The 18143-nt window shown below is 57.9% G+C and carries 17 protein-coding genes and 1 other RNA gene; 10 read left to right on the top strand and 8 right to left on the bottom strand.

Annotated features, from left to right (window positions below):
* Positions 1–35 precede the first annotated feature (35 nt).
* A complete protein-coding gene (locus A3224_RS10810; RefSeq protein WP_067154342.1) occupies positions 36–698 on the top strand; it encodes an arylesterase in 663 nt (220 codons plus the stop codon).
* A gap of 127 nt (positions 699–825) precedes the next feature.
* Positions 826–1743, top strand: coding sequence for a tRNA 2-thiocytidine(32) synthetase TtcA (ttcA, locus tag A3224_RS10805; RefSeq protein WP_067154339.1), 918 nt, complete (start codon positions 826–828; stop codon positions 1741–1743).
* Here the strand turns inward: ttcA and A3224_RS16605 are convergent.
* Positions 1628–2224: a hypothetical protein gene (locus A3224_RS16605; RefSeq protein ID WP_197462973.1), complete on the bottom strand. Its 597-nt coding sequence runs from the start codon at positions 2222–2224 to the stop codon at positions 1628–1630. The two genes, ttcA and A3224_RS16605, sit on opposite strands and share 116 nt — an antisense overlap.
* A 198-nt stretch (positions 2225–2422) precedes the next feature.
* Between A3224_RS16605 and putP the strand changes: the two genes are divergently transcribed.
* The 3 genes from putP (at position 2423) to A3224_RS10790 (ending at position 5074) form a co-directional block, all read left to right on the top strand.
* Positions 2423–3889: a sodium/proline symporter PutP gene (putP, locus tag A3224_RS10800; protein ID WP_067154337.1), complete on the top strand. Its 1467-nt coding sequence runs from the start codon at positions 2423–2425 to the stop codon at positions 3887–3889.
* 112 nt (positions 3890–4001) lie between these two features.
* Complete coding sequence (locus A3224_RS10795) at positions 4002–4514, top strand: macro domain-containing protein (protein ID WP_067154334.1); 513 nt, start codon at positions 4002–4004, stop codon at positions 4512–4514.
* A 95-nt stretch (positions 4515–4609) separates the two neighbouring features.
* A complete protein-coding gene (locus A3224_RS10790; protein ID WP_067154331.1) occupies positions 4610–5074 on the top strand; it encodes an Mpo1 family 2-hydroxy fatty acid dioxygenase in 465 nt (154 codons plus the stop codon).
* 175 nt (positions 5075–5249) lie between these two features.
* On the opposite strand, the gene A3224_RS10785 is transcribed toward A3224_RS10790, so the two are convergent.
* Positions 5250–5735, bottom strand: a complete 486-nt coding sequence (locus A3224_RS10785; RefSeq protein WP_067154328.1) for an Lrp/AsnC ligand binding domain-containing protein — start codon at positions 5733–5735, stop codon at positions 5250–5252.
* Positions 5736–5929: 194 nt separating this feature from the next.
* On the opposite strand from A3224_RS10785, the gene ald reads away from it, so the two are divergent.
* Positions 5930–7075, top strand: a complete 1146-nt coding sequence (gene ald, locus A3224_RS10780) for an alanine dehydrogenase (protein ID WP_067154325.1) — start codon at positions 5930–5932, stop codon at positions 7073–7075.
* Between the two features lie 208 nt (positions 7076–7283).
* Here ald and A3224_RS10775 read toward each other — a convergent pair whose 3' ends face one another.
* Together A3224_RS10775 and A3224_RS10770 are read right to left on the bottom strand one after the other, a co-directional pair.
* Complete coding sequence (locus A3224_RS10775; RefSeq protein ID WP_067154323.1) at positions 7284–8000, bottom strand: 16S rRNA (uracil(1498)-N(3))-methyltransferase; 717 nt, start codon at positions 7998–8000, stop codon at positions 7284–7286.
* Between the two features lie 39 nt (positions 8001–8039).
* Positions 8040–8885, bottom strand: a complete 846-nt coding sequence (locus tag A3224_RS10770) for a 6-carboxytetrahydropterin synthase (RefSeq protein ID WP_067154320.1) — start codon at positions 8883–8885, stop codon at positions 8040–8042.
* Between the two features lie 439 nt (positions 8886–9324).
* On the opposite strand from A3224_RS10770, the gene ffs reads away from it, so the two are divergent.
* Both ffs and A3224_RS10760 read left to right on the top strand, forming a co-directional pair.
* Positions 9325–9422, top strand: an RNA gene (ffs, locus tag A3224_RS10765) — signal recognition particle sRNA small type.
* 187 nt (positions 9423–9609) lie between these two features.
* Positions 9610–11445, top strand: a complete 1836-nt coding sequence (locus A3224_RS10760; protein ID WP_067154317.1) for a M2 family metallopeptidase — start codon at positions 9610–9612, stop codon at positions 11443–11445.
* Positions 11446–11592: 147 nt separating this feature from the next.
* Here A3224_RS10760 and A3224_RS10755 read toward each other — a convergent pair whose 3' ends face one another.
* From A3224_RS10755 to purM, 4 genes are all read right to left on the bottom strand, one after another.
* A complete protein-coding gene (locus tag A3224_RS10755; RefSeq protein WP_067154316.1) occupies positions 11593–12951 on the bottom strand; it encodes an outer membrane protein transport protein in 1359 nt (452 codons plus the stop codon).
* 241 nt (positions 12952–13192) lie between these two features.
* Positions 13193–13909: a DUF3108 domain-containing protein gene (locus A3224_RS10750; RefSeq protein WP_231902362.1), complete on the bottom strand. Its 717-nt coding sequence runs from the start codon at positions 13907–13909 to the stop codon at positions 13193–13195.
* A 308-nt stretch (positions 13910–14217) separates the two neighbouring features.
* The gene (gene purN, locus A3224_RS10745; protein WP_067154315.1) at positions 14218–14871 is read right to left on the bottom strand and encodes a phosphoribosylglycinamide formyltransferase; all 654 of its coding nucleotides are present in this window, start codon (positions 14869–14871) and stop codon (positions 14218–14220) included.
* Positions 14871–15920: a phosphoribosylformylglycinamidine cyclo-ligase gene (gene purM, locus A3224_RS10740; RefSeq protein ID WP_067154312.1), complete on the bottom strand. Its 1050-nt coding sequence runs from the start codon at positions 15918–15920 to the stop codon at positions 14871–14873. The genes purN and purM overlap by 1 nt, the downstream gene beginning before the upstream one ends.
* Positions 15921–16140: 220 nt before the next feature.
* Between purM and A3224_RS10735 the strand changes: the two genes are divergently transcribed.
* The gene (locus tag A3224_RS10735; protein WP_067154309.1) at positions 16141–17238 is read left to right on the top strand and encodes a DUF2066 domain-containing protein; all 1098 of its coding nucleotides are present in this window, start codon (positions 16141–16143) and stop codon (positions 17236–17238) included.
* A 1-nt stretch (position 17239) separates the two neighbouring features.
* A complete protein-coding gene (hda, locus tag A3224_RS10730; protein WP_067154306.1) occupies positions 17240–17965 on the top strand; it encodes a DnaA regulatory inactivator Hda in 726 nt (241 codons plus the stop codon).
* The last annotated feature ends 178 nt before the right edge of the window (positions 17966–18143 follow it).

The raw sequence follows: 18143 nt of genomic DNA, 5'->3' as shown, positions 1-18143 counted from the left end.
GCAGCGTCTTACACAGGAGAATTGGAGAGTATGACATGACGACAGATTTTTTCCGGAGGCTGTACCTGTATTTTGGCTTGTGTCTAATGCTGTCTATCCCACTCGGACAGGCGCGGGCCGCGGACAGGCTGGTGGTGTTGGGGGACAGTATCAGCGCCGCCTACGGAATTGATGAGGCGCAGGGCTGGGTGCAGTTGCTGCGCGAACGCCTGCAGGGCTCCGAGAAGCCCATTGAAGTGATCAATGCCAGTATCAGTGGGGAGACATCGTCCGGTGGGCTGGCGCGCCTGCCGCGCTTGTTAGAGGAACACCGACCGCGCTGGTTGATCGTGGAGCTGGGGGGCAATGATGGCCTGCGCGGTTATCCGCCCCTGGCGCTGCAGCGCAATCTGCAGAAAATGGTGAATCTGGCGCAAAATGCGGGGGCCGAGGTGCTTTTGCTGGGAATGCGTATGCCCCCCAATTATGGCCGCGCTTATACCGAGGCTTTTGCCGCTGTCTATCCAAAGGTGGCCGAGGCCGAAGAAATCCCGCTGGTGCCCTTCTTTCTGGAACCTGTGGCGCTGATGGATGGCGCCATGCAGAGCGACGGTATTCATCCCACGGCTGTGGCCCAGCCGGTGCTGCTTGACCATATTTGGCCCTGTGTTCAGGTGCTGCTGGGACAGGCGGTTGGTGATGAGTCCTGTACTCCGTGATTGGAATGCGTACAATCGCGGGCCAATGATTAAGGTGTCACCACCTGTTTAGAGAGGCCGGCTGCCGCCAGCCGGCCTTCCTTACACCCTTGTTGCAAGCACTAAGCTCAGTCGTAAGAGAACCGCCATGCCCGAATTGGAAAGTCGCCGCGAGCGCCTGGAATTCAACAAGCTGCAGAAGCGCCTGCGCCGCAATGTGGGCCGCGCCATTGCGGATTTCAACATGATCGAGGAGGGCGACAAAATCATGGTGTGCCTGTCCGGAGGCAAGGATTCTTACGCGATGCTGGATATCCTGCTGAATCTGCAGAAAACGGCACCGGTGCACTTTGATCTGGTAGCGGTGAACATGGACCAGAAACAGCCTGGTTTTCCGGAACATGTGCTGCCGGAATATTTGCAGTCTCTGGGGGTGCCCTATCACATTATCGAAAAGGACACCTATTCGGTGGTCAAGGAGGTGGTGCCGGAGGGTAAGACCACCTGCGGCCTCTGCTCTCGCCTGCGCCGCGGTACTCTGTATGGCTTTGCCGAGGAGATAGGGGCGACCAAGGTCGCGCTGGGCCATCATAAGGACGATATTGTCGAGACGCTGTTTCTCAATATGTTTTACGGCGGGCGCCTGAAGGCGATGCCGCCGAAGCTGCGCGCGGATGACGGGCGCAATATCGTGATCCGCCCCCTGGCCTATTGCCGCGAGGAAGATATTGCGCGCTTTGCCGAGTACAAGGAATTCCCCATCATTCCCTGCAACCTTTGTGGCAGCCAGGAAAACCTGCAGCGCCAGGCGATTAAGCAAATGCTGCGGGAATGGGACAAGAAGTTTCCGGGCCGCAGTGAAAACATCTTTGCCGCGCTCACACGGGTATCGCCTTCACAACTGGCGGACAGGGATTTGTACGATTTCGAAAGCCTTGAGCTGGACCGCTCTACGCCATCGGCTGCCGCGCGCGATGACTATGCGCTCCAGCGACAGGTGCAGACGTGGGTTCCCGATGGTGAAGCGGAGGCGCCGCCGCAGTATATCGAGGCGCTGAATCTGTAGGATCTGCGGCACTGACCAGGCGCGCGTAGCTGCACTGGAAATCCCGCACTGTTGCCGCGGGGCCGTGGTGGAAGTGCTGGTGCCAGAGCCGCGCCATGGCCACCACGTCGTTTTCCTGTACCTTGTTCACGCCGGCGGCGCGGTATATCAGCCAGGCGATCGCAGTGGCGTAGCGCAGGTTGGTGGTCAGCTCCTCGTGCGGGTGGTCCAGAAAGTCCCATTGACTCGCCAGTCCGCGCACTTTGGATGCCAGAGCGGGGTGGTCGATCAGGTATTCATCCCAGATCTCTCGGTGAGTGTGCGGCTGAATCTGGTAGATGCCGAGGCCGTGGCGCCGCCCCTGTTTGAGGTGAAAGCCCAGCTGCGACTCCTGCGCGGCGGTGCCCAGTAGCAGGTTTTCCATTCCCGGCGACCAGGCCTTCAAGTGCTTGAGGGTGGGACGAATGACCAGTAGCCGTAGTTCGTCCAGACAGATGCCCATAGTGTTGTCAGGTTTTTCCGTGTGTCCCCCAATATGTAGTTGGCGGATTGAGCCGCTGCCAGTGAATGAGTAGATTTGTGCGTAATAAACACAAAATTTGACTGTAACAGCTCCTGTAGAGCTGGAAATTGATTAAAAAATAATCATAATCTGAGCCCTACACTTCACCGCCATAATACTCCACATAACAGGTTCTCTATGTCTGAACAATGGCTCGTCTCCCTCACGTTTGTCGCCTACCTGGCCCTGATCCTCGCCATCGGTGCCTATGCCTATCTGCGCACTAGAAATGCCAGTGACTACTTCCTCGGTGGCCGCAGCCTGCCGCCAGCGGTAGCTGCGCTCAGCGCCGGCGCCTCGGATATGAGCGGCTGGTTGCTGTTGGGGCTGCCCGGTGCAGCTTACACAGCGGGCCTTTCTTCGAGTTGGATTGCCATCGGGCTGTTCAGCGGCATTGTCATCAGCTGGATAAGCATGGCGCGGAGGCTGCGGATATATACCTATGAGTTGGACGATGCTCTGACTGTACCGGCCTATCTGCACCGGCGTTTTGACATGGGGCATCCCTATCTGCGTACGGTCTGTGCCGTGTTCATCTTGTTGTTTTTTCTTTTCTATGTGGCCTCGGGGCTGATTGCCGGCGGCAAGCTGTTCGAAACTGTGTTCGACTGGGATTACCGCTGGGCGGTGATTATTGGCGCTGTGGCGGTGATTTCCTACACACTCTTCGGTGGTTTTCTGGCCGTTTCCTGGACGGATGTGTTTCAGGGGCTGTTGATGAGCCTGGCGCTGGTGATAGTGCCGGTAATCGTCATTCGGGACGTGGGAGGGCTGAGCGCTGGCTGGGCACAGTTGCACGCGAAGGTGCCGGAATTGATGCATTGGATGAGCGACAATACGGGCCAGGCACTGGGGCTGGCGGCGATTGTCAGCTCGCTGGCCTGGGGGCTGGGCTACTTTGGCCAGCCCCATATACTGGCGCGCTTCATGGCCGTGCGTCATCCAGGCGATGTGCCGGTGGCCGCCTCGGTTGCCGCTATCTGGTCATTGTTCGGGTTTATCGGGGCCCTGTCGGTGGGTTTGTTCGGCCACCTGGAATTGCAACAGGTGCTGCCCGATGGGGAACGGGTATTTATGGCGTTGGTGGAAACCCTGTTCCACCCGCTGGTGGCCGGTATCCTGTTGGCGGCAATTCTGTCTGCGATCATGAGCACTGCGGATTCCCAATTGCTGGTGAGTTCTGCCGCCCTGGCGGAGGATATCTACCATGTGTGGTGGGGACGCGAAACCAGTCCGGAAGCGATGGTGAAGGTGGGACGCTGGGCAGTGGTGGCCCTGTCATTGATCGCGGTCTGGGTGGCCATGGACCCCGATTCCAAAGTGCTCGATGTAGTGGCCTATGCCTGGGCCGGCTTGGGTGCAGCCTTTGGCCCGGTCACCTTGATCAGTCTTTTCTGGTCGCGTATGACCGGCGCCGGTGCCATTGCAGGTGTTGTGGTTGGGGGCCTGACGGTGGTCATTTGGGGGCAGCTCTCCGGAGGTATATTCGATATTTATGAGCTGTTGCCCGGCTTTGTTTTCTCTGCAGCTGCTATTGTCATAGTTAGCGCCGTGACGAAATGCCCCGCGGCAGTGGCCTCGCGCCACCGCCAGTTGCTGGGGTGACAGCGGCTGCGGCCGTCCCTGGGATAGTAGCCGCCTGTCGTCGCGAGTCTGTTGTGAAGTGATAAGGACGTCCATCCGCAGCGATTATTCCAAAAGCGGTTGGAGAAACTGAGTGATTGAAGTTCATCTCGGTGATATCACTCGATTACAAGTCGATGTAATCGTCAATGCCGCCAATCAGCACCTTCAGAGCGGCGGTGGTGTGGACGGGGCCATTCACCGTGCGGCGGGCCCCGGTCTGCTGGAAGTCTGCCGTGAAATAGGCGGCTGTCCAGTAGGGGAGGTTCGCGCCACACCGGCCTTCAATTTACCCGTGAAACGTATTTACCACACCGTGGGCCCGGTCTGGCGGGGTGGCAGCCTGGGCGAGCCTGAGCTGCTCGCCAGCTGTTACCGCCAGTGTCTGGCGCTTGCCCGGCGGGAACATATGCGATCCATTGCTTTTCCCGCCATTAGTTGCGGTGTTTACGACTATCCACCGGAGCAGGCGGTGGATATCGCGGTGGCGGAGGTGCGCCAGCACCTGGATGGCAATTGTCAGCTTCAACGCATAGTCTTCTGCTGCTTAGATGAGATGCTGGATAGACTGTACCGACAGAAACTCGGGGTCAGTGAAGAACGTTGACTAATTATTCACGATCGTGAATAAATATTGATTTGCAGTCATCGATAACGGATGATTGATCCGCTTCCAACAATAAAAACAGCGAGGAGGAGACCATGCGCAGCGCGGAACAATGGTTCGCCGAATACGGCGAGAGCCATCAAAATCCCACCAACAAAGCCATTCATTGGGTGGCTGTTCCAGTTATATTCGCGACTGTTGTGGGCCTTCTGTGGGCCATTCCGCAACCGGCCTTTATGGAGGCCATTCCATGGCTGAACTGGGCGGTAGTGGCGCTGGTGCCGACATTGATCTTTTACCTGCTGTTGTCTTTCCCATTGGCTCTGGGTATAGCGGCAATCAGTGTTGTGTGCCTGTGGGGGTGGTCGGTGGTGGAACGGCAGGGGCTTCCCGTTTGGCAGACGGCGTTGGCCGTTTTCGTCTTGATGTGGATCTTGCAGTTTATCGGCCACTACATAGAGGGTAAGAAACCCTCATTTTTCAAAGATTTGCAGTTTTTATTGATTGGTCCAGCCTGGGTTATCGGTTTTATTTATCGCAAGTTCGGTATCAAATACTGACCTGTTTACAGGGGCTGGCGATGTATAGGTCTCGGGCATATCCCTAGTGACCAGCGGGGCCTTGGTTCTAGGCCCCTGGGGACGGGAGCGTTCGCGCAAACCGCAATCCCATTGCCCGAGGGCCTGGAATCGGTAGCCGCGCTTTTGCGAAGCGATTGTGGCTCCTCCAGTTCACCTACCGGTTGTAGTGCACCGGTACTTCCAGCGTTTCCTTTACCTGCTCCATCACCACGTAGCTGGTGCACTCCAGTACCTCCGGCAGGCTCAGCAGAGTTTCCCCGTAAAATTTGCGATAGGCATTCATGTCGGCGACCCGCGCTTTAATCAGGTAATCGAAGTTGCCCGATACCAAGTAGCACTCCTGGACTTCAGGCAGTGCGGCCACAGCGTTGCGGAATTCCTCGAAAGCATCTTGGGCTGACCGGTTCAGGCGTATTTGTACGAAGACCATCAGGGCGGCATCGAGAAATTCCGGATTGACCAGAGCTGTGTATCCCTGGATTACGCCTTCACTCTCCAGCCTCCTTACCCGTTCTACGCAGGGGGTGGGCGTCAGCCCCACCTGCCGCGCCAGTTCCGCATAGCTTGTACGGCCGTTTTTCTGCAGGACACGCAATATATTGCGGTCAATGGTGCTCAGTTCGTTGGCGCGTTTGCGCATACAGGGGCTCCGATGCTTATGTGAGATCAATAAATGATCAGAAAAAGGGTTGAACCAGTGGGTTCCACTAATTTAAGTAGAATTTTTTTATAAATCCACTTTTAAGACGGATCTATACTAGCCAGATCGCTGAGGTAAAGATAAGGCCACTTCCGCCTTCGCGGCGTGTCGGCCGAAAGTGAGGAGCGAAAATAATGTTGATTGGTGTCCCAAAAGAGATCAAAAACCACGAATACCGTATCGGTCTGACCCCGGCCAGTGTTCGTGAACTGATCAGCCACGGCCACGAGGTTGTCGTAGAGAAAGACGGCGGTGCGGCCATCGGCTTTACCAACGAAATGTACCAGCAGGCGGGCGCCCGCATCGCGGATACGCCGGAGGAGATCTTCGCCACCGCCGACATGATCGTCAAGGTAAAAGAGCCGCAGCCCAACGAATGTGAAATGCTGCGCCCCGGACAAGTGCTTTACACCTACCTGCACCTGGCGCCCGATCCCAAGCAGACTGAACTGCTGGTGAAATCTGGCGCAACCTGCATTGCCTATGAAACCGTAACCGACCGCTTCGGTGGCCTGCCGCTGCTGGCGCCCATGTCCGAAGTTGCTGGCCGTATGTCTGTACAGTGTGGCGCCCATCACCTGGAGAAAGCGCAAGGTGGATTGGGGGTGCTGCTGGGCGGTGTTCCCGGTGTGGCGCCGGCCAAGGTGCTGATTATCGGCGGCGGTGTTGTGGGTACCAATGCCGCCAAGATGGCGGTGGGAATGGGTGCCGATGTGACCATCCTCGACCGCTCTCTGCCGCGTCTGCGCCAGCTGGACGATATCTTCCGCGGCGCGGTACGTACTGAGTATTCCACCAACGATGCCATTGAGCGGCACGCGCTGGAAGCGGACCTGGTGATTGGTGCCGTTTTGATCCCGGGAGCCGCCGCGCCGAAGCTGTTGACTCGCGACATTGTCAGCCGCATGAAGAAAGGTGCCGTGGTGGTGGATGTGGCCATTGACCAGGGAGGCTGCTTCGAAACTTCCAAGGCGACCACACACCAGGAGCCGACTTACGTGGTCGACGGCGTGGTGCACTACTGTGTGGCCAATATGCCCGGCGGTGTTGCGCGCACTTCCACCATGGCTCTGAACAACGCCACTTTGCCGTACGCGGTGGCACTGGCCAACAAGGGCGCCAAGAAAGCACTGCTGGACGATGCCAACCTGTTGGAGGGGCTGAATGTCCATGCGGGCATGGTGACTTACCAGGCAGTGGCCGACGTGCTGGGTTACGAATATGTAGACCCGAAATTGGCGTTGCAGAAATCCGCCGTGGCGGAAGACGCACTGGCCTAATGACAAGCGGCGGCCCTTGGCCGCCGTGTGAATGGTATTCCGTAACGCGCTTGTCTTTTTCGGGTAAACAGTTTTCTCCGGGGGATTCGTCTCTTCCCCCACTCTGTGAGGCTCGGTGACAGGAGCCATCTTTTACCGCCGCGCCATGCGCGGCTTTTTTGTGTCTCCTCGCTGCAGGTATGTGTGGCAACTCCCGGAGTTGGGGCGGTCAGCGCCCCGGAAAGATGCGGCCGAGCAACACCGGCAGGGCTGTTTCCACTCTCAGTATCCGCGGCCCCAGATGCACTGCTTCAAATCCATTCTCCCGCAATTTGTCCACTTCGTAGGGGATAAAGCCGCCCTCTGGTCCCACCACCAGTGTCGCGGGCTCGGCGATATCCACCGGGCAGGGCCGCTCCGCCACGGGGTGCGCCACTAGCTTCAGCGAATCGGCGGCAATCCCTGGCAGCTCGTCTTCCACAAACGGTTTAAAACGTTTGCGCAAATGCACTTGCGGCATCCGGGTGTCGACCGCTTGTTCCAGGCCCAGCAGGCACAGTTCACGCAATTTGTTTTCGTGCAGCCAGGGGGTTTGCCAGTAGGATTTTTCCACCCGGTAGGCGTTGATCAGGTAGAGATTTTTTACCCCCAGTGCGGTGGCGTGTTCTATTACCCGCTTGAGCATTTTCGGCCGCGGTAGGGCCAGTACCAGCGTGAGGGGCAGGGCGTCAGGGGGGGAGCGGTGCAGGTCCACCTTGAGTTCAATGAAATCGCCGTTTTGGGCTGTGATTTCGCCGTGGCCGATATCTCCGTTCAAGAGGCCAACGCGAAGCCGGTCACCGGGAGTGGCTCTGTGTACTTCGCGGATGTGTTGCTGCCGGCGCCCGCGCAACCGCACGCGGTCGGGCGCGACAAAGTCGCTCTGTTCCAGAATGATTAGATTCAATCTGCCTTACTCGTTGTTGTCACTTGGCACCTGGGGGGCTCAGATTTTCGCCGCGGCCACGGCCCCTTTTCCAAGTCCCTCGTAAGCGCGTACCCGCACTTCCGTGTCCGGTTGTGCCCGGGCGATGGTATCGGCGATGTGTTGTGCCAGTTGCTCCACTGTGGTGTCGCACTCCACGAGCTCGCAGCGTTCGGCGGGGATCTCCAGGGAAAATTCGCCCTGCTGTGCCGAGTAGGCAAAATGCAGTACCTGCTCACTGCTATCGTTGCACAGGTCCTCGCGTGTCCCGAGGTAGATATCGCGCCAGCGCTCGGCCCAGCGGCGTTCCCACTCGGGACAGCGCTCTCCGTCGAGGTAGATCTCGATTCTGGAGCGGTGGCCGTGAGCGATGCGCTGGCAGTTGCCCGCGTGTTTCTTGAGGCCGTGGCTGTAGTGGTAGTAGGGCGTGGAAATTTTCTCACTGGCGAAACACAGGTTTAGCCGTTCGATACTGGCCGGAAAGGCAATGGTCAGCTGTCGAATACTCCAGGCGGCGACGCTGTCCGCATTGATCGCTTCTGCCTCAACCAGTGCGAATGCCTGCTCGGGCCCGGATACACAAATTTGCCCGCCGCTGTGCAGTGCCCAGGTCAGTGCAATGCCCCCGGCGTTTTTTTGCAGCTGTAAATGCGGTGAAAGAATGGGGACCAGTAGGCGGTGGTCGAGCTGTTCGTCCAGCCAGCGGCGCAGTGTCTTTTTGACAATGCCGAAGTCGCACACCATACCCTGACTGTCCAGGGCGCCATCGAGGCTTGCGCTTGCCAGCCAAGTCTCGCCCACCAGCCCGCGCTGGTGGTCCAGATAGCTGAAATCTACGTTGGTGAGATTGTCGACGAACAGGTGCATGAATAACTCTTGGCCGGGAAGGATTTAGGCGCGCACAGTATAACGGTCCGGAGCGCGAGCCGCTAAGGAACCTCTGATTAATTCGCTTCCTGACGGTAAAAATTCTTTGGAGCTAGATGAGAAGCTCAGGTGATAGGATGGCCATTTCGAAACCGTCGGATACAGGGATGTATCCGTCGGAGCTACAGGGAAGTACTCGTGCGTTTTCGAAATGGCCCTCCTATTGCCTGAGCGCCACGGAACTAACCAAAGCGTTCACGCGAACTAATCAGAGGTTCCCTAAGGAAGCTCTGATTAATTCGCTCAGCCGCTGGGGTTGCTGCGGCGCGCCCGGGCCGCATTTTTAGTGGGATTGGTGGGACGGGACTATGGACTTCAACAGCGGTTCCCTTATAATGCCGCTCCTCTTCGGATATCGCGAAGAGTGTTGTGGCGGCCCTTCCGGTCCCCCCGCAATGAACAGCTGTGAACCCCGCCAGGCCCGGAAGGGAGCAACGGTAGCAGTGACGTCATGTGCCGGGGGTGTTGCTGGTTGGGCTGCCTCCATATTTCCCTTCCGCTGCTGCACCCTTTCTCTCTCAAGATATTTCTCCAAAATTGTTTTGTTGCGGGAAATTTTGTACCGATATGTGCCAGCCACTAGTGGTCCCGTCCCTTTGCTCGCTCTCCTTATGCTATAAACGGCGGCACTAATAAGTGAACCAATAATGATTTGGGGGAGAGCATGAAGAAAATTGCCCTAGCGATTGCCGCGACTGTGGCTCTGGCCGGATGTCAAGGCGAAAAGGCCGATTCTGTGTCTGGCGGGGATGCTAACAAGCAATTGACCGCGGAGGATGCCAAGGTATTTCTGCAGGACGCACAGTCGCGTCTGGAGGCAATGGCAGAAGAGGCGAGCCGCGCAAGCTGGTTGGCGGCTACCTATATCAACGGGGACTCCCAATTTGTCGAGGCATTGGCCTCTGAGCGCTACACCGCTATGGCGGTGGAGTTGGCTGCGGAAGCTGCCAAGTTCAACGGCCTGGATCTGGATCCAGATACTCGCCGTCAGTTAACCATGCTCAAACAGGGCTTGGTATTCCCGGCGCCCAAAGATCCGGCACTGACTGCGGAGCTTGCGCAGATCGGCTCCAAGATGCAGGGCATGTACGGAGCCGGAAAATATTGCCGCGAGGAAGATGGCGGGGAGAAGTGTTATACCCTGACCGAAATGGGCCGCCTGATGGCCGAGAGCCGCGACCCCGAGCTGCTCGAGGAGCTGTGGGTGGGTTGGCGCGAGATCTCTCCGCCGATGAAGCCTCTGTACGAGCGCCAGGTAGAGATAGGCAATGCCGGTGCGCAGGAGTTGGGCTACGACAACCTGAGCGTTTTCTGGCGTTCCAAGTACGACATGGAGCCGGACGCCTTCTCTGCCGATATGGATGCCCAGTGGAACAAGGTCAAGCCGCTTTATGAGGCCTTGCATTGTCATGTGCGGGCCAAACTGAACGAGCATTACGGGGATGAGGTGGTGCCGTCCACAGGAAAGATTCCGGCGCACCTGCTCGGAAATATGTGGGCCCAGGAGTGGGGCAATATCTACGACTTGGTCAAGGACGAGGATATGCAGGCGCCCTATGACCTGACTCAGCTGGTGGTGGATTCCGGCATGAGTGAAAAAGACATGGTCAAGGTGGGCGAGAATTTCTTCACCTCTCTCGGCTTTAAACCGTTGCCGCAGAGTTTCTGGGAAACCTCCCAGTTTACCCAGCCCCGTGATCGCGATGTCGTCTGCCACGCAAGTGCCTGGAATATGGACGGCCAGGATGATATCCGTATCAAAATGTGCATTCAGAAAACTGGTGAGGACTTTGTCACCATTCACCACGAACTGGGGCATAACTTCTACCAGCGTATCTACAAGCACCAGCCTTTCCTGTACAAGGAAGGCGCCAACGACGGTTTCCACGAGGCGATTGGCGATACCATCGCCCTGTCCATCACGCCGAAATACCTCAAGCAGATTGGCCTGATGGATGAAATTCCGGACGAGAGCAAAGATATCGGTTTCCTGATGCAGCAGGCGCTGGACAAGATTGCCTTCCTGCCTTTCGGTCTTTTGGTGGACAAGTGGCGCTGGCAGGTGTTTAACGGCGAAGTAAAACCGGAAGATTACAACAAGGCCTGGTGGAAGCTGCGCGAGCAGTATCAGGGCATACAGGCGCCGGTTGAGCGCACCGAGGCCAATTTCGATCCGGGTGCCAAGTACCATATCCCTGGAAATACACCCTATGCCCGTTATTTCCTCGCGCGTATACAGCAATTCCAGTTCCACCGCGCACTCTGTGAGGCCGCCGGCGAGACTGGCCCGTTGCACCGTTGCTCCATTTATAAAAACGATGCCGCCGGCAAAAAACTGCGGGATATGCTCGCCATGGGGGCAAGTAAACCCTGGCCGGATGCCATGGAGGCGCTGACCGGCCAGCGCGAGCTGGATGCCTCGGCGATTATCGATTACTTCCAACCGCTGATGGCGTATCTGGAGGAACAGAATAAAGGGCGTCAGTGCGGCTGGGAGTAACGCGTACTTGTTAAGTTATCCATACCTGGTCCCGGGGACAGCCTCTGCTTAGCGCCGGATGGTGCTTGTGAATATCGAGAGCCGGGATTGGGACAAAAAAAGGGCCGGATTTTGCAATCCGGCCCTTTTTTTGTGGGCTGTGCCCAATCAGAAGGCGTAGTTCAGGGAAACACCTGCCAGCCAGGCTTCGATATTGGTGGTTCCGCCATCGAAGTAGGTGGGTGCCGGCACGGTAGTGAATTCCTGGATGGTCTCGTCGTCACCCCACAGGTAGGCCAGACCGCCGTCAATACTCAGCTGGTTGTTGAACTTGTAGGTGCCGCCGATGGTTACCCAGTTGCGGTCGGTATCCGGGATGGACAGGGTCCGCCAAGTGATGGGCAGGCCGTAGGCGTTGGCTGCGGCGTCTCCGGTATTGAAGCCGTCCCGCGCCGCACCTTCGTCGTAGGCATAGCCGATGCGCAGGGTGACCTCCTCGCAGGGGTAGTATTCACCGGCGATGCTGTAGCGCCAGCCGCTCTGGAAGTTTTCCTCCTTGAACAGCAGCGGGTTGAAGCCTTCGCCACCGGCGGGAATAAAGGCTTCGAGTCGCTCGAAGTCATCCCAGTCGGTCCACAGGGCGCCCAGAGCCAGGCCCCAGTTTTCGTTGAATCGGTGGTACAGGCCCAGTTCCAGGGTGTCCGGCAGATCCAGTGTCACCTTGCCTTTGGCGTCGTTGAACGGAGACAGGGGTAAGGGTACCAAATCGGAATTGACGTCACCCTCCAGTTCGGGATCCAGCTCTGCGTGGTAGGAAATACCGAACCGGGTGCGGTCGGTGATATTCCACAGGGCGCCAATGGTCCAGCTCACTTCCCAGTCATCCGCGTCGTCATAGGACAAAATGTCGGCGCCAGCGACGGTTGGGTTTAGCCCGAAGTTGGTTGGAACCATGGTTTTCAGAGTGGCGTCGGCATAGAGGAAGTTCACTGCGAAGCCAATGCTGAACTGATCGTTGAAGTCGTAGGCTACCGACGGAGCGATATTGACGGTCAGCAGTTCGGTCTTGTCGGCAATGGTGGTTACCGGCCAGTCACTGTCAAAATCGGTTTCCAGGCCGTAGTTGGAATACATGGCCAGGCCGAAGGACCAGTTTTCGTTGAATGGCACGGCTAGGTAAGCATTGGGTACCCAGGCGGTTGGGGCGTAGTCAGTGGCCTTCTGGTCAGAGAGGGTGGCAATAGGGGTATCCGGCGCGGCGAAATAGGTAACGTCTCCCTCAGCGTCGATTTCCGGATTGACATAGATAACACCGCCAGAGAGGGTGATAGTGTCAAAGAGAGCGGAACCGGCTGGGTTGCGCGCCAGGATTGCGGCGTTGTCGCCGACAGTGTTTTCTGCCGCAAAGGCGCGGCCCAGGCCGGAGATGCTGGTTTCATTCAGGTAAAAGCCGGCGGCCATGGCCCCGCTGGAGGTGGTGCTGATTGCGGCAGCCAGGGCTGCGCGACGCAGAATTGTCTTTTTCATAAGGTCCCACTCTTATCGCTGTTAATAGAAAGCCACAAACAGGATTGAGATAACGCTGAACGGTGGCTGTAAAACCTATTAAGTATGTATGTGGTTATTGCAAGTTGTTCCCCGCCGAAAAGTGTAGCAGCGCCAAACTTCTCGGACAGTGGAAACCAGCGACTTTATAAAGATAAAATGCCGAAAAATCTATGGAATATAGTGATATTTTGTCGGCTAATAGAGTGGAAAGGAAAATTTGTTAGTCGATACTGATGGTTTTTCCGTCAATGATCAATTTGGTCAAGGAAATCTGATAGCTTTTGCCATCTTCCTCCGTCTGCATTAATTTCACCAGCGCGTAGTTCCACTGCGGTGCAAACCAGATTTTGGTTTCGCGCTCGGCGCCGCCGTCCCGGATGCGCTCCACCAGGACCGTGTTTACTTCTCCCAGCGGCGTTTGCAGTTTTTCGGTTCCGGTGACGGCGAAGCGGTATTCGCGAATTTTTTTGCCGTCCGCCACCTGATATTTCAGGTCTTTATCACCCTCAGCGACATCCAGGGCCAGCTGCAGTTGATAGCTGATTTTGTCCTGGATGTCCTCGGGGGTATTTTCCAGTGTGTGCTCGGCATCGGACAAATTGACTACGCGCCCTTCGTTTGGCTCAAAATTGAGCACTGTGTGTCTGTCCCGGCCCAGCCCTGTCTTGTGGTACTCGTAGTGTTGCGGTGTCAGTTGGCTGTTGCTGCTGGCAAAGCGGGAATATTCGCGGATTTTGGCGAAAATGGAATCGGCGCGGAAGTCCAACCGCCAGCTGTCATTGCTGCCGGAAAGTTCACGTTTGGCGGTGACGCTGAATCCGTTGAATTTGGCGGAGTAAGTGGCGGAAAAGGGTTGAAGCTCCGCGGCTTGCAGCCGGAAGGATAAAGAGAGCAGGAATAGGAGTGAAAGAAAATAAAGATTATGGCGCAAGGACACAGCGGCCTCCTTTTGTCCTGCCCCGCCCAATGTGCGGGGCGCTGTGGCTTCCCTGAACTCTTAGACCAACATCGGCCGCAAAAAGTGCCGTCTTAGGGAGCCTCTGATTAATTCACTTCCTGACGTCAACACTCTTTGGAGCCAGATGAGAAGCTCAGGTAGTAGGCTGGCCATTTCGAAACCATCGGATACAAGGATGTATCCGTCGGGGCTACAGGGAAGTACTCGTGCGTTTTCGAAATGGCCATCCTATTGCCTGAGCGCCTCGGAACCTACCGTAGTGTTCACGCGAATTAATCAGAGGTTCCTTAGCTTGTAATTTTTTTACCGCTGCGCGGAAGGATCTCGCCGTCCAGTTCGGCCTGGTCCCCCATCATGCGCAGCCGCCCCTGGGCAAACCAGGTAACCGCCAGCGGATAAATTACATGCTCTTGTACCTGCACGCGCTCTGCAAGCCGCTCGGGGGTATCGCCGGTTTCAATTGGCACCACGGCCTGCACAATGGCGGGACCGCCATCCAACTCTTCGGTAACAAAGTGCACCGTTGCGCCGTGCTCATCATCACCTGCCTCCAGTGCCCGCTTGTGGGTGTGCAATCCCTGGTACTTGGGCAATAGTGAGGGGTGGATATTCAGCAGGCGGCCTTTGTAGTGGCGTACGAATTCCGGCGTCAATATGCGCATAAAGCCCGCGAGCACTACCAGGTCTGGCTGGTGGCGGTCAATTTCCTCCATAAGGGCGCGGTCAAAGCTACCCCGATCGTCGAAGTCCCGGTGGTTGACTACCGAGGTGGCGATGCCTGCATCGGAGGCGCGGATCAGGCCGTAAGCATCGGATTTGTTGCTGATCACCGCGCAGACGGAGAATTCGGCACCTTCACTTGCGGCAGTATCAATGAGTGCCTGCAGGTTGGTACCGCTGCCGGAGATAAGTACTACTGTTTTACACTTGCTCTCGGTCATTAAATACCCGCCAGCTCCACAGGGTCCGCGTTATCACCAGCGGCCTCGATAGCACCGATCACGAAGGCATCCTCGCCCAGCTGGCGCAGTGTATCCAGCGCGGTATCGGCGGCGTCGGCGGGCACGCAGACGACCATACCAACCCCGCAGTTGAACGTGCGGTACATTTCCCGCTGGTCGATGTTGCCGGCTTCGCGCAGCCAGCGGAACACGGCCGGCATTTCCCAGCTGTTGACATCGATGCGTGCGCGGGTGCCTTGCGGTAGCACCCGCGGCAGGTTTTCCAGCAAACCGCCGCCGGTGATATGGCTGAGGGCGTTTACCTGGGTTTTCTTTATCAGTTGCAGCAGATTTTTGACGTAGATACGTGTCGGTGCCATCAGCGCCTGGGCAAGGGTGGTGTCGCCCAGGGGTTGCTGCAGGTCGGCGCCACTGATCTCCAGTACCTTCCGAATCAGGGAGTAGCCGTTGGAGTGGGGGCCACTGGAAGCCAGGCCGATCAGCACGTCGCCCGCTCTGACTTGGCTGCCGTCGATGATTTCGGACTTCTCCACCACACCCACACAGAAGCCGGCCAGGTCGTAATCTTCACCTGCGTACATTCCCGGCATCTCAGCGGTCTCTCCACCCACCAGGGCGCAACCGGCCTGTTCACACCCCGTGCCGATACCGGAAACCACTTCAGCGGCGATATCTACATTCAGCTTGCCGGTGGCATAGTAATCAAGGAACAGCAGCGGCTCGGCGCCAGCCACCACCAGGTCGTTGACGCACATGGCTACTAGGTCGATACCGATGCTGTCGTGGATGCCGAGGTCCATGGCCAGGCGCAGCTTGGTGCCCACCCCGTCGGTGCCGGACACCAGTACCGGTTCCCTGTATCCGCTGGGGAGCTGGCACAGGGCGCCGAAACCGCCCAGTCCGCCCATCACTTCCGGGCGCGCGGTGCGTTTGGCGACATGCTTGATGCGATCGACCAGGGCATTGCCCGCGTCGATATCGACACCGGCGTCTTTATAGGAGAGAGATTGCGGCTTGGAATCGCTCATGGTTCATCCTGCGTGGACTTTTAGAGGGCGCGTATTCTAGTGGAATTTCAACCGATTGTGGGAATAGACCGCCATTTCTCAGCGAAATCCATGTCGAGAAATGCGTGCCAGGTACTGGGAGAAATAGCCGACACTGATACAATAGCCCCTTTTTTACACCGCCCCGCATCTTTCCGTGGGGTGGTTGCTTCCAAAGACAAGAGGTTTTGGGGGAAATCCGATGCGTAAGTTGCTCAGGCACGGGCTGGCGTCAAAGGTACTGGCACTGTTGATGTGCGCACTGATTCTGCCCGCTCAGGCCCGGGTGATACCGGATCTGTATGAAGTGGTGGAGGCAGTGCCGAGCCGCGGTGCTATGGACCGGGCTTCTGCCAGCAGTCGTGGGCTGGAGCGGGTGTTCGTGCGCGTGACCGGTGACGCCACAATTGGCGACAACCCTCAATTGAAGACGGTGCTGGAGCGGGCCCAACAGTACTTGCAGGGGTATCGATACACGCGGGAGGACAACCAGCTTTATCTGCATCTCTCCTTTGATCCCCAGGCCGTGTCCGACCAGGTTCATACCCTGGGCCTACCCATGTGGCCGAACAATCGCCCGGCGACTTTGGTTTGGGTAGCGGTGGACACTCTGCAGCAAGGTCGCAGCGCTCTGCGCGAGGAGCAGTATCCGGAACTCTACGCGGCGCTGGAAGCCATGGCGCTAGAGCGGGGCTTGCCGGTGGACTTCCCGGTAATGGACTTGAATGACCAGCGCAATATGCCCCTGGGCAATCTCTGGGCCCTGGACGAGCGCGCCGCCGAGCGCGCCAGCGTCCGCTATGGCCCGGACGCCACCCTGATGGGCCGATTGCTGGAAGTGTCCGGCGAGCGCTGGCAGGCCAGCTGGCTGTTGATACACGGCGGGCGCAGCTACGCCTTTGATGCCAGCGGTACGTCCCTGGAAGAGGTGGCCCTGCGAGGGATCGATGAGGCCGCCAATTTGATGGCGCAGCGCTACGCTGTGCGACCGAGCGGTGACAGTGGCCCCCGGGGCACAGTTATCGTTGAAATCTCGGGGATCGACAGTTTCGCCGATTACACAGAGGCCTCCGCCTATCTGCAGGGGCTGGCCCAGGTCAGCAGTGCGGATCTGTTGTCGGTCGACAGCGACCGCATGCGGCTTGCCCTGACCACCTCCGCCACGCTGCAGAAGCTGCGCGACGCACTGGCGTTGAATCGCAAGCTGGAGGCTGGGGCGGACAGTGACCCCATAGATTTGACTGGCTACCGCGCCCCTCTTGGCAGCGCGGATAACCCTCTGCATTACCGCTGGCACTGAAATGAGCGTACACGAGGGCGTACCGCAGCAACTGCCGCTGGGAGTCTCCATGCGGGATGACGCCACATTCGATAACTTCTATCTCTCCGAGGCGGACCCCAATCGCCAGGTGGTGGCTCTGCTGCAGTCTTTCGCCAGCGGGGAGAACCCCGAGCCGGTTATTTACCTCTGGGGTGATGCCGGCAGCGGGGTCAGCCATTTGCTGCAATCGGTTTGTCAGAGTGCCGAAACCAGCGGCCGCTCCTTCCAGTACCTGCCTTTGGCGGACCTGCTGGCGATGGAGCCGGCGGTGATTTTGGACGGACTCGAACAATTGGAGCTGGTGTGTATCGACGATCTGCACCTGCTCGAGGGGCACTCTGAGTGGCAGACGGCGCTCTTCCACCTCTACAACCGGGTCAAGGATGGCGGCGGTCAGCTGCTGTTGGGGGCGCGCAAGTCCCCGCGCGGTCTGGATATCGGGCTGGCGGATCTGCGTTCGCGCCTGCAGTGGGCGCTGGTGTTCCAGCTGCGCCCGCTCAGCGACAGCGACAAGGTGGCGGCCTTGCGCCGCCGCAGCCAGTTGCGCGGCTTCGATCTGCCGGAAGATGTGGCCCAGTACATACTTCACCGCGCCCCCCGCGACACCCGTGCGCTCTTCCTGTGCCTGGAGCAGCTGGACCGCGCCTCCCTGATGGCCCAGCGCAAGATCACCATTCCTTTCGTCAAGCAGGTCTTGAATATCTGACCCGCGCTTCGATCCACTTGTGGCGGCCCTGTGGCCGCACCGCCGCACTATGGAACCTCTGATTAATTCGCGTGAACACTATGGTGGCTTCCGGGGCGCTCAGGCAATAGAACGGACATTTCGAAAACGCACGAGTACTTCCCTGTAGCTCCGGCGGATACACCCCTGTATCCGACGG

Source organism: Microbulbifer thermotolerans (assembly GCF_001617625.1).
GTDB lineage: Bacteria > Pseudomonadota > Gammaproteobacteria > Pseudomonadales > Cellvibrionaceae > Microbulbifer > Microbulbifer thermotolerans.
The sequence above is the reverse complement of the archived record's forward strand: the minus strand, read 5'-3'. Positions and strand labels throughout refer to the sequence as shown.

Excerpts from the sequence above, each read along its gene's own strand:
- A3224_RS10810 (WP_067154342.1), top strand. The coding sequence starts at position 36 with ATGACGACAGATTTTTTCCGGAGGCTGTACCTGTATTTTGGCTTGTGT.
- ttcA (WP_067154339.1), top strand. The coding sequence starts at position 826 with ATGCCCGAATTGGAAAGTCGCCGCGAGCGCCTGGAATTCAACAAGCTG.
- A3224_RS16605 (WP_197462973.1), bottom strand. The coding sequence starts at position 2,224 with ATGGGCATCTGTCTGGACGAACTACGGCTACTGGTCATTCGTCCCACC.
- putP (WP_067154337.1), top strand. The coding sequence starts at position 2,423 with ATGTCTGAACAATGGCTCGTCTCCCTCACGTTTGTCGCCTACCTGGCC.
- A3224_RS10790 (WP_067154331.1), top strand. The coding sequence starts at position 4,610 with ATGCGCAGCGCGGAACAATGGTTCGCCGAATACGGCGAGAGCCATCAA.
- A3224_RS10785 (WP_067154328.1), bottom strand. The coding sequence starts at position 5,735 with ATGCGCAAACGCGCCAACGAACTGAGCACCATTGACCGCAATATATTG.
- ald (WP_067154325.1), top strand. The coding sequence starts at position 5,930 with ATGTTGATTGGTGTCCCAAAAGAGATCAAAAACCACGAATACCGTATC.
- A3224_RS10770 (WP_067154320.1), bottom strand. The coding sequence starts at position 8,885 with ATGCACCTGTTCGTCGACAATCTCACCAACGTAGATTTCAGCTATCTG.
- A3224_RS10760 (WP_067154317.1), top strand. The coding sequence starts at position 9,610 with ATGAAGAAAATTGCCCTAGCGATTGCCGCGACTGTGGCTCTGGCCGGA.
- A3224_RS10755 (WP_067154316.1), bottom strand. The coding sequence starts at position 12,951 with ATGAAAAAGACAATTCTGCGTCGCGCAGCCCTGGCTGCCGCAATCAGC.
- purN (WP_067154315.1), bottom strand. The coding sequence starts at position 14,871 with ATGACCGAGAGCAAGTGTAAAACAGTAGTACTTATCTCCGGCAGCGGT.
- purM (WP_067154312.1), bottom strand. The coding sequence starts at position 15,920 with ATGAGCGATTCCAAGCCGCAATCTCTCTCCTATAAAGACGCCGGTGTC.
- A3224_RS10735 (WP_067154309.1), top strand. The coding sequence starts at position 16,141 with ATGCGTAAGTTGCTCAGGCACGGGCTGGCGTCAAAGGTACTGGCACTG.
- hda (WP_067154306.1), top strand. The coding sequence starts at position 17,240 with ATGAGCGTACACGAGGGCGTACCGCAGCAACTGCCGCTGGGAGTCTCC.